General features: G+C 61.5%; 14 protein-coding genes. 7 read left to right on the forward strand and 7 right to left on the reverse strand.

Annotated features, from left to right (window positions below; translation table 11 throughout):
- The first annotated feature begins 82 nt into the window (after positions 1-82).
- From FQ182_RS06850 to hemN, 4 genes are all read left to right on the forward strand, one after another.
- Entirely contained in the window at positions 83-2,533 is a 2,451-nt protein-coding gene (locus tag FQ182_RS06850) for a heavy metal translocating P-type ATPase (RefSeq protein ID WP_149412869.1), read from the forward strand.
- A gap of 22 nt (positions 2,534-2,555) precedes the next feature.
- A complete protein-coding gene (ccoS, locus tag FQ182_RS06855) occupies positions 2,556-2,783 on the forward strand; it encodes a cbb3-type cytochrome oxidase assembly protein CcoS (RefSeq protein WP_149412868.1) in 228 nt (75 codons plus the stop codon).
- Positions 2,776-3,459: a sulfite exporter TauE/SafE family protein gene (locus FQ182_RS06860; RefSeq protein ID WP_149412867.1), complete on the forward strand. Its 684-nt coding sequence runs from the start codon at positions 2,776-2,778 to the stop codon at positions 3,457-3,459. The genes ccoS and FQ182_RS06860 overlap by 8 nt, the downstream gene beginning before the upstream one ends.
- A 102-nt stretch (positions 3,460-3,561) precedes the next feature.
- Entirely contained in the window at positions 3,562-4,944 is a 1,383-nt protein-coding gene (gene hemN / locus FQ182_RS06865) for an oxygen-independent coproporphyrinogen III oxidase (RefSeq protein WP_149412866.1), read from the forward strand.
- A gap of 6 nt (positions 4,945-4,950) precedes the next feature.
- On the opposite strand, the gene FQ182_RS06870 is transcribed toward hemN, so the two are convergent.
- A complete protein-coding gene (locus tag FQ182_RS06870) occupies positions 4,951-5,421 on the reverse strand; it encodes a hypothetical protein (RefSeq protein ID WP_149412865.1) in 471 nt (156 codons plus the stop codon).
- A 155-nt stretch (positions 5,422-5,576) separates the two neighbouring features.
- Here FQ182_RS06870 and fnr point away from each other — a divergent pair, with 155 nt between their 5' ends.
- Both fnr and FQ182_RS06880 read left to right on the forward strand, forming a co-directional pair.
- Positions 5,577-6,311, forward strand: coding sequence for a fumarate/nitrate reduction transcriptional regulator Fnr (fnr, locus tag FQ182_RS06875; RefSeq protein ID WP_149412864.1), 735 nt, complete (start codon positions 5,577-5,579; stop codon positions 6,309-6,311).
- A 79-nt stretch (positions 6,312-6,390) separates the two neighbouring features.
- On the forward strand, positions 6,391-6,939 hold the full coding sequence (locus tag FQ182_RS06880; RefSeq protein WP_149412863.1) for an adenine phosphoribosyltransferase: 549 nt from the start codon (positions 6,391-6,393) through the stop codon (positions 6,937-6,939).
- A 5-nt stretch (positions 6,940-6,944) separates the two neighbouring features.
- On the opposite strand, the gene FQ182_RS06885 is transcribed toward FQ182_RS06880, so the two are convergent.
- The 5 genes from FQ182_RS06885 to dnaX form a co-directional block, all read right to left on the reverse strand.
- Positions 6,945-8,093 (reverse strand): acyl-CoA dehydrogenase family protein, encoded by a 1,149-nt coding sequence (locus FQ182_RS06885; RefSeq protein ID WP_149412862.1) that lies wholly within the window; start codon positions 8,091-8,093, stop codon positions 6,945-6,947.
- Positions 8,094-8,190: 97 nt separating this feature from the next.
- Positions 8,191-8,793, reverse strand: a complete 603-nt coding sequence (gene recR / locus FQ182_RS06890) for a recombination mediator RecR (RefSeq protein WP_133101641.1) — start codon at positions 8,791-8,793, stop codon at positions 8,191-8,193.
- A gap of 66 nt (positions 8,794-8,859) precedes the next feature.
- Positions 8,860-9,894: an NADP-dependent oxidoreductase gene (locus FQ182_RS06895; protein WP_149412861.1), complete on the reverse strand. Its 1,035-nt coding sequence runs from the start codon at positions 9,892-9,894 to the stop codon at positions 8,860-8,862.
- A 267-nt stretch (positions 9,895-10,161) separates the two neighbouring features.
- Positions 10,162-10,500: a YbaB/EbfC family nucleoid-associated protein gene (locus tag FQ182_RS06900; RefSeq protein WP_133101643.1), complete on the reverse strand. Its 339-nt coding sequence runs from the start codon at positions 10,498-10,500 to the stop codon at positions 10,162-10,164.
- Positions 10,501-10,543: 43 nt separating this feature from the next.
- Entirely contained in the window at positions 10,544-12,619 is a 2,076-nt protein-coding gene (gene dnaX, locus FQ182_RS06905) for a DNA polymerase III subunit gamma/tau (protein ID WP_149412860.1), read from the reverse strand.
- 134 nt (positions 12,620-12,753) lie between these two features.
- On the opposite strand from dnaX, the gene FQ182_RS06910 reads away from it, so the two are divergent.
- Positions 12,754-13,512 carry an ABC transporter substrate-binding protein gene (locus FQ182_RS06910; protein WP_149412859.1) on the forward strand — a complete coding sequence of 253 codons (759 nt, stop codon included), beginning with the start codon at positions 12,754-12,756 and terminating at the stop codon, positions 13,510-13,512.
- On the opposite strand, the gene FQ182_RS06915 is transcribed toward FQ182_RS06910, so the two are convergent.
- Positions 13,493-15,184 carry a bifunctional diguanylate cyclase/phosphodiesterase gene (locus FQ182_RS06915; RefSeq protein ID WP_149412858.1) on the reverse strand — a complete coding sequence of 564 codons (1,692 nt, stop codon included), beginning with the start codon at positions 15,182-15,184 and terminating at the stop codon, positions 13,493-13,495. The genes FQ182_RS06910 and FQ182_RS06915 overlap by 20 nt on opposite strands.
- Positions 15,185-15,199 lie beyond the last annotated feature (15 nt).

Here is a 15,199-nt window from a genome sequence, read left to right on the forward strand (position 1 = left end):
CCGCTCCCACAGTTGATCGCGGTCAAATGTGGGAGCGGGCTTGCCCGCGATGAGGCCCTCCCAGCCGACATAGATCCAGACCATGACCACCCCAACCCCCTGCTACCACTGCGCCCTCCCCGTCCCGCCCGGCAGCCGCTTCACCGCCGTAATCCTCGGCCAGACCCGCGAGCTTTGCTGCCCAGGTTGCCAGGCCGTGGCCGAGGCGATTGTCGCTGGTGGTCTGGAAAGCTATTACCAGCACCGCAGTGAAGCATCGGCGAACCCCGAAGCGCTGCCGGTGCAGTTGGTGGACGAATTGGCGCTGTACGACCGTGCCGACGTGCAAAAACCTTTCGTACGTCACGACGGCGACCTGGCCGAAGCCACCTTGCTGATGGAAGGCATCAGTTGCGCCGCCTGTGGCTGGTTGATCGAAAAACACCTGCGTAGCCTGCCCGCTGTGGCCGAGGCCCGGCTAAACCTGTCCAACCACCGATTGCAGGTGCGCTGGGCAGACGCGCAATTACCGTTGAGCCAACTGCTCAGCGAACTACGCCACATCGGTTACGCCGCCCACCCTTATCAGGCCGACCGCGCCGCCGAGCAACTGGCCAGCGAAAACCGCCTGGCCCTGCGTCAACTGGGTGTGGCTGGGCTGCTGTGGTTCCAGGCGATGATGGCAACCATGGCCACCTGGCCGGAATTCAACATCGACCTGAGCCCGGAGTTGCACATCATCCTGCGCTGGGTCGCGCTGTTTCTCACCACGCCCATCGTTTTCTACAGCTGTGCGCCGTTTTTCAAGGGCGCCATGCGCGACCTGCGTACCCGCCACCTGACCATGGATGTCTCGGTTTCCCTGGCTATCGGCGGCGCGTACCTGGCGGGTATCTGGACCGCCATTACCGGCGTTGGCGAACTGTATTTCGATGCTGTCGGCATGTTCGCCCTGTTCCTGCTGGCCGGGCGCTACCTGGAGCGTCGCGCCAGGGAGCGCACTGCCGCCGCTACGGCGCAGTTGGTCAACCTGCTGCCTGCGTCGTGCCTGCGTCTAAGCGGCGATGGCCAGAGCGAACGCATCCTGCTCCGAGAGTTGGCGCTTGGCGATCGAGTGCTGGTACACCCGGGGGCAATCCTGCCGGCGGACGGGGTGATCCTCGACGGCCAGTCGAGCATCGACGAATCCCTGCTGACCGGCGAATACCTGCCGCAGCCTCGCCAAATTGGCGACGCCGTTACCGCTGGCACCCTGAACGTCGAAGGCGCACTGACCGTGGAAGTCCGCGCCCTGGGCCACGACACGCGCCTGTCAGCCATCGTGCGCCTGCTGGAGCGAGCCCAGGCGGAGAAACCCCGGCTGGCGGAAATCGCCGACCGCGCCGCCCAATGGTTCCTGCTGTGCTCGCTGATTGCCGCCGCCGTGATCGGCCTGCTGTGGTGGGAACTGGATTCGTCGCGGGCATTCTGGATCGTCCTGGCGATGCTGGTGGCGACCTGCCCTTGCGCGCTGTCCCTGGCGACACCCACTGCGCTGACCGCCGCTACCGGCACCCTGCACAAACTGGGTTTGCTACTCACTCGCGGCCATGTGTTGGAAGGCCTGAACCAGATCGACACAGTTATTTTCGACAAGACCGGCACCCTCACCGAGGGTCGACTGGCGTTGCGCGCAATCCGACCACTGAGCGTGCTGGACAGTGACGAGTGCCTAGGCCTGGCTGCTGCCCTGGAAAATCGTTCGGAACACCCAATTGCCCGCGCCTTCGGCCGCGCACCGCTGGCAGCTGACGAAGTGCTCAGTACGCCGGGCCTGGGGCTCGAAGGTCGGGTCGGCGAGCGCCGCTTGCGCATAGGCCAGCCGGGTTTTGTCTGCGCGCTGAGTGGTTGCCCGATCCCCGCCTCGCCGGATAAAGCCGGGCAATGGTTGCTGCTGGGCGACAACAACGGCGCCCTGGCCTGGTTTGTCCTCGATGACCGCTTGCGCAGCGACGCCCCGGCATTGCTGGCCGCGTGCAAGGCGCGGGGCTGGCGTACGCTGCTGCTGTCAGGAGACAGTTCACCGATGGTCGCCAGCGTTGCCGCCGAGTTGGGTATCGACGAAGCCCACGGCGGCCTGCGCCCGGATGACAAGTTGCAAGTGCTGCAGCAACTGCACAAGGAAGGCCGCAAGGTGCTGATGCTCGGCGACGGCGTCAACGACGTGCCGGTGCTGGCCGCCGCCGATATCAGCGTGGCCATGGGTTCAGCCACGGACCTGGCAAAAACCAGTGCCGACGCCGTGCTGCTGTCCAACCGCCTCGACGCGTTGGTGCAAGCCTTCAGCCTGGCGCGACGTACCCGTCGAGTAATCATTGAGAACCTGCTCTGGGCCGGTCTGTACAATGGCCTCATGTTGCCATTTGCCGCCCTCGGCTGGATCACGCCGATCTGGGCGGCGATTGGCATGTCCCTCAGTTCGTTGACCGTGGTGCTCAACGCCCTGCGCCTGACTCGCCTGCCGAGCGGGCCAGCCGTGGCCCCCGCCCCCGTAACCCGTCCGCTGCCGGCCTGAGCCGCGTGGGCATGGAGTACAGATGCCAGCTCTTTACGTGATGATTCCGGCGGCGCTATTGATCGTGGCCATCGCCATTTACATCTTCTTCTGGGCGGTGGACAGCGGTCAGTACGATGACCTCGACGGCCCGGCCCATACCGTGCTGTTCGACGACCAGGACCCCAATCACCTGGCCGGGGTCGATGAGGCCAATCGCCCGGCGACCACCGATCAAACCGCCAAACCCAAAGACCCACCCCATGCTTGAACTGGCGCCGTTACTGGTTTCAGCGCTAATCCTCGGCCTGTTGGGCGGCGGTCATTGCCTGGGCATGTGCGGTGGCCTGATGGGCGCGCTGACCCTGGCGATCCCCAAGGAGCAGCGCAGCCGGCGCTTTCGCTTGTTGCTGGCCTACAATCTGGGGCGAATTCTCAGCTATGCCACGGCAGGCGTGCTGATCGGCCTGGCGGGCTGGGCGGTGGCCAACAGCCCGGCAGCGATGTTCATGCGTATCCTCGCCGGGCTGTTGCTGATCACCATGGGCCTGTACCTGGCTGGCTGGTGGAGCGGCCTGACTCGCATCGAAAGCCTCGGTCGCGGCCTGTGGCGCTATATCCAGCCGATTGCCAACCGTTTGCTGCCGGTGTCCAGCCTACCCCGCGCCTTGCTGCTGGGCGCGCTGTGGGGCTGGTTGCCGTGCGGGCTGGTCTACAGCACCTTGCTGTGGGCGGCCAGCCAGGGCAATGCATTGGACAGCGGCCTGCTGATGCTGGCGTTCGGCCTCGGCACCTGGCCGGTATTGCTGGCCACAGGACTCGCGGCCGAGCGGGTAACCGCCCTGCTGCGCAAACGCAGCGTGCGCATGACGGGTGGCTTGCTGGTGATCCTGTTCGGAGTCTGGACGCTGCCCGGCCCCCACCAGCACTGGCTGATGGGCCATTAAAAGGCTATGTGGCATAGCGCCGCTCCCCGTTGATGCAAATCAAGATGACTGTCCAGCCCAGCCCCTAGACTCGGCCCACTAGTCACTCCGGGAAACGCCCGCATGCTCGACGCCATTCGTTGGGACACTGATCTTATTCATCGCTACGGTCTGGCGGGGCCGCGCTACACCTCGTACCCCACCGCCGTCCAATTCGACAGCCAGGTCGGCTCCTTCGACCTACTCCACGCCCTGCGCGACAGCCGAAAGGCCGTTCGCCCATTGTCGCTGTACGTTCACGTGCCGTTCTGCGCCAATATTTGCTACTACTGCGCCTGCAACAAAGTCATCACTAAGGACCGCGGGCGCGCCCAGGCCTATTTGCAACGCCTGGAGCAGGAGATTCAACTGGTGGCCTGCCACCTCGACCCCAACCAGCAAGTGGAGCAATTGCACTTTGGCGGCGGTACACCGACCTTTCTCAGCCACGACGAACTGCGCCAGTTGATGGCCAAGCTGCGCCAGCATTTCAACCTGCTGGACGACGATTCCGGCGACTACGGCATCGAGATCGATCCAAGGGAAGCCGATTGGGCCACCATGGGCCTGCTGCGTGAACTGGGCTTCAATCGCGTCAGCATCGGCGTGCAGGACCTCGATCCCGATGTGCAGCGGGCGGTCAATCGCCTGCAAAGCCTGGAAGAAACCCGCGCCGTGATCGATGCTGCGCGGACCTTGCAGTTTCGCTCAATCAATATCGACCTGATCTACGGTCTGCCCAAGCAGACGCCGGAGCATTTCGCCCACACCATGGACGAAATAATCAGCCTGCAGCCGGACCGCCTGTCGGTGTTCAACTACGCGCACCTGCCAGAACGCTTCCTGTCCCAGCGGCGGATCAACAGCGAAGACCTTCCGGCACCCGCCGACAAACTGAAAATGCAGCAAAACACCATCGAGCAACTGGCCGCCGCCGGCTACAGCTACATCGGCATGGACCACTTCGCCCTGCCCGACGACGAACTGGCCATCGCCCAGGAAGAATCCACCTTGCAGCGCAATTTCCAGGGCTACACCACCCATGGCCATTGCGACCTGATCGGCCTTGGGGTGTCAGCTATCAGCCAGATTGGTGACCTGTACTGCCAGAACAGCAGCGACCTGAGCCACTACCAAAACTCCCTGGCCGGCGCGCAACTGGCCACCAGTCGCGGCCTGATCTGTACGACGGACGACCGTTTGCGGCGGGAAGTCATTCAACGGTTGCTCTGCAAATTCAGCCTGGCGTTCGAGGAGATCGAACAGCTCTTCACAATCGATTTTCGCGGCTATTTCGCCGAACTGTGGCCACAACTGGAAGCCATGGCCCGTGACGGCCTGATCGAACTCGACGCCCAGGGGATTCGCGTGCTGCCCGCAGGGCGCTTGCTGGTGCACGCTGTGTGCATGGTGTTCGATGCCTACCTGGATCAGCAGAATAAGCAGCGTTTTTCCCGGGTGATCTGATCCGGGTTAGCTCATCGATAGAGATGCAGTCTTGACTGCATCACCGGCACTCATATCTTTTATCGCCTTGAGCAGAGACGCCTGGGCCGCCGTCAAGCCTGCCTGCAATCCGCTCAATGCTGTTTGCAGGCCACCTAGCCGGGCCTGGGCCTGATCAGGGCTAAGGCTCTTGTCGGCCATCACTGCCGCCATTTCCGCCTGTTTTTCTACGATCTGCTGTTTGAGTTGACGGATCATCTTCAGCAACTGCTTGACGTTATCCGCCAGCCCGCTGTCGTCGATATCCTCGTTAGCGGCTTTCTCGGCGGCTGCAGCGTTCAGCGAAGCCCCGGAAAAAGTCACGGTCACGCCCTCTACCGCCTTGGGTTCACTGAGCAGAGTCGTCTCGGGCGCATCGCTTGCGACGCTGTCTTTTTTCGGCTCAGGCAGGGTCTGAACATTTGTGCGGGCTGCGAGATTGCCACCGATGGAAAGCATGTATTGAGCCTCCTGGCTCTTGGGCTAATAGCAGTACATCGGCCGCTGGCGGATAATCTTTACATCCTTGCTGGTTTTTTGTACACGCTGGCCTGAAGACCCCCGAGTGCTGTACCCTTACCCATTATGTGTGTTTTCCCACAAGGATTTAAGAAATGTCCGAGCCAGTTAAACTGCGCGCTCATAGCCAGGCTCATTGCAAGGACTGCAGCCTGGCGCCGCTTTGCTTGCCACTTTCGCTGAATCTGGAAGACATGGATGCGCTGGACGACATCGTTAAACGTGGTCGCCCGCTGAAAAAAGGTGAATTCCTGTTTCGCCAGGGTGACAAGTTCGATTCCGTTTATGCCGTTCGCTCCGGCGCCTTGAAGACCTTCAGCCTGAGCGATGGCGGCGAAGAGCAAATCACCGGTTTCCACCTGCCCAGCGAGCTGGTCGGTCTGTCGGGCATGGACACCGAGATTCACCCGGTGTCGGCCCAGGCCCTGGAAACCACTTCGGTGTGTGAAATCCCCTTCGATCGTCTCGATGAGCTGGCCCTGCAATTGCCGCAATTGCGCCGCCAACTGATGCGGGTCATGAGCCGGGAAATTCGTGACGACCAGCAAATGATGCTGCTGCTGTCGAAGAAAACCGCCGACGAGCGGATCGCCACCTTCCTGGTCAACCTGTCGGCGCGGTTCCGTGCCCGAGGTTTCTCGGCCAACCAGTTCCGCCTAAGCATGTCGCGCAACGAAATCGGTAATTACCTGGGCCTGGCGGTGGAAACCGTATCCCGCGTATTCACCCGCTTCCAGCAGAACGAACTGATCGCCGCCGAGGGCAAGGAAGTGCATATCCTCGACCCGATCCAGCTCTGTGCGCTGGCCGGTGGTTCGCTCGACGGCTGATCCAGACACTTGCGGTCGCGCCAACCGGCGAGGCCGCAGGTATACTGCGGGTCCGCTTGCCTCCCAGGACTCCTCGACGATGGTCTTCGATTCGTTCGACATCAAATCCCTGATTCGCCCAGTTATCGACTTCCCCAAGCCTGGGGTGATCTTTCGCGATATCACGCCGCTGTTCCAGTCGCCCAAGGCCTTGCGCCTGGTAGCCGATACCTTTGTTCACCGCTATGTCGAAACTGAGTTCACCCACATCGGCGCGATGGATGCTCGCGGGTTCCTGATCGGTTCGATCATCGCCTATCAGTTGAACAAACCACTGATCCTGTTCCGTAAACAGGGCAAGTTGCCGGCAGACGTGTTGAGCGAGGGTTATCAGACCGAATACGGCGAAGCCTTCCTGGAAGTCCATGCCGACAGCCTGTGTGAAGGGGATTCGGTGCTGATGTTCGATGACCTGATTGCCACCGGCGGCACCCTGATCGCCGCGGCCAACCTGGCACGACGCATGGGCGCGCGGATTTTCGAAGCAGCGGCGATTATTGACCTGCCGGAGCTGGGTGGCTCGCAGAGGTTGGAAGACATGGGTATCCCGACGTTTTGCTTGACGCAGTTTGCGTTGACGGACAAATAATCCGGTTACAACCCCATCTGCTTACTGATGATTTCATTCATCACTTCCCGGGTTCCCCCGCCGATGGACAGGATGCGGTTGTCGCGGTACAGCCGCTCCACCAGGCTGCCACGCATGTAACCCAAGCCACCGAGGATCTGCACCGCGTCGTAGGTCACGCGGTCGGCGGTGTCGGTGGCGAGGTTCTTGGCCATGGAAATCTCTTTGATCACGCTCTTGCCTGCGGCCATCTTCGCCGCCTGGCGATAGGTAAATTCCCGGGAGACTTCGACGGCGGTGGCCATTTCCGCCAGGCGATGCTTGAGCACCTGGAACTTGCCGATGGGCTTGCCGAAGGCTTCGCGCTGGGCAGCCCATTTCAGGCTTTCTTCCAGGGCCAGCTGCGCGGTCATGTTGGCCATTAAGGCCAGGGCCAGGCGCTCACTCTGGAAGTTGCCCATGATGCAGGCAAAGCCCATGTTCTCGGCACCGATCAGATTGCCGACAGGCACCTGGCAATCATCGAAGAACAGCTCGGCCGTGTCCGACGCCCACCAGCCCATTTTTTTCAGCGGCTGGCCGACGGTGAAGCCAGGGGTGTCCTTTTCCATCAGCAGCAGGCTGATACCACCGAAACCTGGGCTACCGGTACGCACCGCAACGGTGTAGAAATCGGCACGCACGCCACTGGTGATAAAGGTTTTGCTGCCACTGACCCGATAATAATCACCCTCGCGTACCGCACGGGTTTGCAGGTTAGCCACATCGGAGCCGCCAGCGGGCTCGGTGACGGCCAGGGCCATGATCTTCTCACCGGCCAACACCTGGGGCACCACACGCTCTCGCACCTCGGGCCGGGCCCATTTAACGATGGGCGGCAGGCCGATATCCAGCGAGCCCAACCCCGCCACTACCCCACCAGAGCCGCAGCGCATCAGCTCTTCGCTGGCGACGACCTTGGCGAACAGGTCACCTTCATGGCTACCGCCCAGGGCTTCGGGATAGCCTATGCCGAGAATCCCCGCCGCGCCTGCCTTGAGGTACAACGCCTTGGGAAAGCTTTCGGCTTCTTCCCATTGCTCGATGCCCGGCAGAATTTCGCGCTCGACGAAACGGCGTACGCTGTCGCGAACCAATTGGTGGCTGGAATCGAAGTATTCCTGATAGGCAGGCATCGGCAAGCTCCACGCAGAGGTGGAGCGAACTTACCAAGCGCTTGCTTGGTTTTCAAGCATGCAATGCTGTAGGGCCCTCGCTCCTACACTGAAAGCATCAAAGAACGATAGGCTTGCGCCCGGCAAACGAGTGCGCCAGGGTGCCGCCATCCACCAATTCCAACTCGCCACCGAGCGGTACACCGTGGGCGATGCGCGAGGTGATCAGGCCTTTGTTGGCCAGCAGTTGGGCGATGTAGTGAGCGGTCGCTTCGCCTTCCACCGTGGGGTTGGTGGCCAGGATTACTTCAGTAAAGGTGCCCTGCTGTTCGATCCGCGTTACCAACTGCGGAATACCGATAGCCTCCGGGCCTAGGCCATCCAGCGGAGACAAGTGGCCCTTGAGCACAAAGTAACGGCCGCGATAACCGGTCTGCTCCACGGCATAGACGTCCATCGGTCCTTCGACCACGCACAGCAGTGTGTCATCGCGACGCGGGTCGGCGCATTGCGGGCAGAGTTCTTCTTCGGTGAGGGTGCGGCATTGACGGCAATGGCCCACACCTTCCATGGCTTGACTCAGAGCCAGGGCCAGTCGGGAGCCACCGTTGCGATCACGCTCCAGCAGTTGCAGCGCCATGCGCTGGGCGGTTTTCTGGCCGACGCCTGGCAAAGTGCGCAGAGCGTCGATCAGTTGACGAATCAGGGGGCTGAAGCTCATGAGGGAAAGGTCCGACAAAACAACGAGACGCGGTTTATACCCGCGCCCCGGATTAGCGTCAAATGCTCAATCCTCTGTAACACGCACCACCAACTTGCCGAAATTGCGCCCTTCCAGCAAACCGATAAAGGCTTCGGGCGCCTGCTCCAGGCCGTCGACCACGTCTTCGCGGAATTTGATCTTGCCATCGCGCACCCACGGCGCCATGGCGCTGAGGAATTCAGGCTGGCGGTCGCCGTAGTCGTCGAACACGATAAAACCCTGAATCCGCACGCGCTTGGTCAACAAGGTGCGCTGCAGCGCCGGCAACCGATCGGGACCGCTGGGCGCTTCGTGAGCGTTGTAGCCGGCGATCAGGCCACACAGAGGAATCCGCGCCTTGGGGTTGAGCAACGGCACCACCGCATCGAACACCTTGCCGCCGACGCTTTCAAAGTAGATGTCCACGCCGTTGAAACAGGCCTGGGCCAGTTCATCGGCGAAATGCTCGCTCTTGTGGTCGATACAGGCATCAAAGCCCAACTCGTCCACCACATAGCGGCACTTATCCGCTCCGCCCGCCACACCGACCACGCGCAAGCCCTTGAGCTTGGCCACCTGGCCGACCACCGAACCCACCGCGCCGGACGCAGCCGCCACCACCAGGGTTTCCCCAGCCTTGGGCTGGCCGATGTCCGTCAGGCCCATGTACGCAGTCATGCCAGGCATGCCGAGCACACCCAAGGCCATGGACGGGCTGGCCAGGCCATTGGGCACCGGCATCAGATTGCGGCCATCACAGATGCTGTGGCTTTGCCAGCCGGTGGAGCCTACTACCAGGTCGCCCACTTCGAATTTCGGGTTGCGCGACTGTTCGATACGGCTGACAGCGCCACCGGTCATCACCTCACCGATTTCCACGGGAGCCGCGTAAGACGGCGCATCACTCATGCGACCGCGCATGTAGGGGTCCAGGGACAGGAACAGCGTCTTGAGCAGGACCTGGCCATCGGCCAAATCCGGCAGGGTCACGCGTTCCAGGCGAAAATTCTCTGGTACAGGCGCGCCCTGGGGGCGGGAGACCAGAACGATGCGCTGGTTGAGGGTCAGGGCTTCGGTCATCAGTGAGGCTCCTTTATCGGTGAGTAAATTCAACGGTATAGGGTGCAGACACCGACCAGGGCATCGAGGTTCGACAAAACTGCGTACAGTTGTCGAGCCCCAGCAAGGCTACGTTGGCCACACCACTGCAATCAAGCTAGGCACCGAAGTCGCCCCCGAGCAACCTCGTTTCACTCGACAGCTGCGCAATAGACAGGCCCTGCCAATCTACACAGCAAAAAAAATGCCAGGCACGATGCCTGGCATTTTCATGTTCACGCGCGCCAATCAGAACGGCAGTTTCATACCCGGCGGCAGTTGCATGCCAGCGGTCACCCCGGACATTTTGTCCTGGCTGTTGGCTTCGATCTTGCGCACGGCGTCGTTGACGGCCGAGGCGAACAGAGCCTCGAGCATTTCCAGATCGTCTTCGCCCACACCTGGCAGCACGCTTGGGTCGATGGTCACGCGCTTGATGTCGTGACGACCGGTCATTACCACGCTGACCATATCGCCGCCGGCTTTACCGGTGACTTCGGCGTTGGCCAGTTCTTCCTGCATCTTGGCCATCTTTTCCTGCATCTGCTGCGCCTGCTTCATCAGGCCGGCCATGCCACCTTTCATCATGGGAATCACCTCAAAAGTACGTGGATCAATTATTAGCCCCAGCTTATGAAACCTGGGTTACCGGGGCTTCGACAGGTTCAATAGTATCGTGGCGAACCACGGCGCCAAACTGCTGCATCATCTGCTGGATGAGCGGATCAGCCTGGATCGACTCTTCAGCCTCGCGCTGGCGGTTTACCCGGCGACGGGAACCGGCCTGGGCCGGGGTTTCCTGCTCGGGCTTGATCAGCTCGATGCTGATCGTCAGGGTGCGCTCGTGGTACTGGTTCAGGGCATCGTTCAATCGACGCTGCTGGGTGGCGTTGAACAGCGCGCTGTGGGCCGGGTCCAGGTGCAGCAGCCAGTGGTCACCATTAATAGCGATCAAGGTGCAGTTAGCGGCGATGCTGCCCGTCATGCCGGAAATCGGCAGTTTCGGGAACAACTCCAGCCATTGCAGCGCCAGGCCGGTAGCCGGCATCGCCGCCGGTTCCGGCTCGGGCTCTGGGGCCGGCTCGGCGGCGTGTTCGCTGGCCAGGTCATCCAGATAGCTGTAGGCCGAGTCCATGTCTGGCTCGATGTAGTCTTCGTCCAGCGGCGGTTCGTCATCCAGGTCGACGCCCGGCGTAGCCGCGTCCACGTCGGCGATGGTCGGTTCGGGCACGGGGGCCGAAGCCCATTCCGACGCATCCGGCACCATGCTGTCCGGAGTTGGCGTCGGCATCGGCGTGAGATCGGGCTGCTCGCCGGTGGTTTCGAGCACAGGCTCGACGGCCGCTTGCTGCTCGATTACCGCCTCTATAGGGTCGTTCCAGGGCAGATCGACCACGGGCAACGGCTCGGGCTCGACAATCAGCTCTGGCACGACAACAGGCGCCACCGGCTCTGCAGGTGCAGGTGCAGGTGCAGGTGCAGGTGCCACAGCCTCCGGCGCCGCAATACTTGGCGCAACCACTGGCGCGACAACCGCCGCGCCAGCCACTGGTTTGGCGGAATCAACTGTGGCCTGGCTGATCCCCACTGGCTTTAGCGGCTGTCTCGGCGCATCTGCCGTGTCCGCAGGCCTGAACGCCAGCATGCGCAACAGGACCATTTCGAAACCGCCACGCGGGTCCGGCGCCAGCGGCAAATCGCGGCGGCCGATCAGGCCCATCTGGTAGTAGAACTGCACATCTTCGGCCGGCAGCGCCTGGGCCAACGCCAACACGCGATCGCGGTCGCCATGACCGTTGTCGACGCTTTCAGGCAACGCCTGGGCAATAGCGACGCGGTGCAGCACGTTGAGAATTTCCGAGAGCACACCATTCCAGTCCGGGCCTTGCTCGGACAGATGGCGCACAGCTTCAAGCAAGGCCTTGGCATCGCCTTCGATCAGCGCGTGCAGCACGTCAAAGACTTGCCCATGATCGAGAGTGCCGAGCATCGCCCGCACGTCAGCAGCCATGACCTTGCCTTCACCGAAGGCGATGGCCTGGTCGGTGAGGCTCATGGCGTCGCGCATCGAGCCATCGGCGGCACGGCCCAGCAACCACAGGGCGTCGTCTTCGAACGGCACGTTCTCGACACCGAGGACGTGGGTCAAATGCTCGACCACCCGCTCGGGAGTCATGTTCTTCAGGGAGAACTGCAGGCACCGCGACAAAATGGTTGCAGGAAGTTTCTGCGGGTCGGTGGTGGCCAGGATGAATTTAACGTAGGGCGGCGGCTCTTCCAGGGTTTTCAACAGCGCGTTGAAGGAGTGAGTGGAAAGCATGTGCACTTCGTCGATCAGGTAGACCTTGAAGCGGCCGCGGCTCGGCGCGTACTGCACGTTGTCCAGCAATTCGCGGGTGTCTTCGACCTTGGTCCGGCTCGCGGCGTCGATCTCGATCAAGTCGATAAAGCGCCCTTCGTCGATCTCCCGGCACACCGAGCAAGTGCCACAAGGCGTCGAGGTGATACCAGTTTCGCAGTTCAGGCACTTGGCGATGATCCGCGCGATGGTGGTCTTGCCGACACCCCGGGTACCGGTGAACAGGTAGGCATGGTGCAGCCGCTGGCTGTCCAAGGCATTGATCAGAGCCTTGAGCACATGGGTCTGGCCGACCATTTCGCGGAACGAGCGCGGACGCCATTTACGTGCAAGAACCTGATAACTCATCGAAAACCGTCGCAACTGGGAAGCGGAAGCGGGTAATGCTAGCGGAGCAAGGGGGAAATTGCATCCGGCACGCTCGCCTAATCTGACTAAGCTGGTCTAACCAAGCCCTATTAAGGGCTGAACCCGGAGAGTTTATGCGCGTAGTCCTGGGCGCCTTATGGATGATCACCACCGTCAGCCTGGCTGTGCCCGCACCTTTGCGCTTCTCCATTTCCGACAGCTGGGCCATGCCTATGGTGCAAATCGAGCAGGGCCAGCCGACCCAGGGTATTTTGTATGACCTGATGCTGAGCCTGGCGACCCAGGTTGGCCGCCCGGCACAGTTCCAGGTCCTGGCCCGGGCGCGCATCACCCCCGCCATGGAGCACGGAGAAATCGATGTGCGCTGCTATGTCACGCAAGCCTGGTTGAGCAATCTGTCCGGCGACTACAGCTGGAGTATCCCGCTGTGGGTCCAGCGCAATGTGCTGGTCAGCGCCCATTTGCCGCCGCTGTCGGTGCAACTGGGCAGCCTGGCGCCGCAGCAGATCGGCACGGTGCTCAATTACAGCTACCCAACCCTCGAACCGCGCTTCGCCAGCGGTCAACTCAAGCGCGATGACGCCCGTAACGAGGAGCAAGTGCTGCAAAAACTGGTGGCCGGACGTTTCAAGTACGCGGTCATCAACGAGTGGACACTGAATCGCTTCAACCAGAAACTGCCGGTGGCGCAACGACTTCATACAGTGGCCGTCGTAGAGGAACAAAGCCTGGGCTGTTATGTGCGCAACGACCCTGCCCTCCCGGTTCAGGAGATTCTGAGCACGCTCTGGCGGATGAAAATGTCAGGGGAAGTTGATGAGATCATCAAGCTGTATACCGGGACAGCGAGCCCTACACCTGACTCCCCGTAGCAGATGACAGCGAGAAGCCGTCTACCCACCCCGGCACCTCGGCAGCCGGCATCGGCCGGGCGAAAAAATAGCCCTGCGCCACTTCACAGCCCATGCGCATCAATAACTGGCCATGCTCCAGGGTCTCCAGGCCTTCGGCGATCACTTCGCGGCCAAACGCACGGGCCAGGCCTATCACGGCCTGGGTCAGCGCCAGATCGTCCTTGTCATGGAGAATGTCGCGCACAAACGACTTGTCGATCTTGATGGTCTGGGTCGGCAGCCGCTTGAGGTAGCTCAAGGATGAGTAACCCGTGCCGAAATCATCCAGGGAAAACTGCACCCCCAACGCCTGGCAGGCTTCCAGGTGATGGGTGACTCGCTGGATATTGTCGATGGCTACCGATTCAGCGATTTCCAGGTCAAGCATCTGCGGTGCAACCTCGGGGTGCTGCGCCAACAACTGCTGTAATCGGTCGACAAAATCTGCCCGCTGGAAATGCCGTGCCGCGATGTTAACGCTGACCGACCAGGAGTGCCCTGCGCCCTGCCACTGATGCATCTGCGCCAGCGCCTGGTCCATCACCCACTCACCCACGTCGACAATCAGATCGGTCTGCTCGATCAACGGCAGGAAATCCCCCGGAAACACCAGGCCGCGCACGGGATGCTGCCAGCGCAACAGCGCTTCAAAACCCACCACCGTACCGCAGCGCAGGTTCACCTTGGGATGGTAATGCAGGCACAACTCACCTGCCGCCAGTGCCTGGCGTACCTGCTCCACCGTCTGGTGGGTGGCCTTGACCTCCTGCTCCAGGGACACATCAAACAGCTGGAAGCGGTTACGCCCGCTCTGCTTGGCTACGTACATGGCCTGGTCGGCGTGGCGTAGCAAGGTGTCGGCGTCCTCGTCATCAGAGGGAAACAGCGTGACACCGATGCTGGCGAACACGTTGATCTCCAGGCCCTGGATCGAATAGGGCTCGGAGATGGACTTGAGGATACGCAACAAGGCGGCGTTCAGTTCGTCGGCATCCCGTACGTAACGCAGAATCAACACGAACTCGTCGCCAGCCAACCGGGCGACCACGTCCTCACCACGGATGATCTCTCGCAGGCGGCTGGCCACTTCCACCAGCAACAGGTCGCCACACGCGTGACCGTAGCCATCGTTAACTGCCTTGAAGCCGTCCAGGTCGAGCATGCACACGGCCAAGGGAATGTCCTCGCTGCGGGAAAACTCCAGGGACTGGATCAGCAATTCGGAAAGGTAGGCGCGGTTTGGCAAGCCGGTCAGCACATCGTGGCCAACCCGCCATTGCAAGGTGTGCAGCAACTGGCGTTTTTCGCTGACATCAAAGCGAATCGACACATACTTCTGCACCTGCCCGGTGCGCTCATCCAGCAGCGGCACCATGGTGCTGTCGACCCAATAAAGCGTGCCATCCTTGGCCCGGTTGCAAATTTCCCCACGCCAGATCTTGCCCTGGGTAATGGCGAGCCACATGCCCTGGAAAAACCCGGCCGGATGCAATCCGGAGCTGAGTATCCGATGGTTTTTCCCCAGCAACTCCTTCCGGCTGTAGCCGGACAGGCTGCAGAACTGATCATTGACGTAGGTGATGCTGCCGGCCAGGTCGGTCTCGGAAAAAATGGCGGCGGCATCCACGGCCCTGCGATATTTCTCATCCATGAGTCAGGCTCTGGG

The sequence above is a fragment of the Pseudomonas sp. ANT_H4 genome, from assembly GCF_008369295.1.
Taxonomy (GTDB): Bacteria; Pseudomonadota; Gammaproteobacteria; order Pseudomonadales; family Pseudomonadaceae; genus Aquipseudomonas.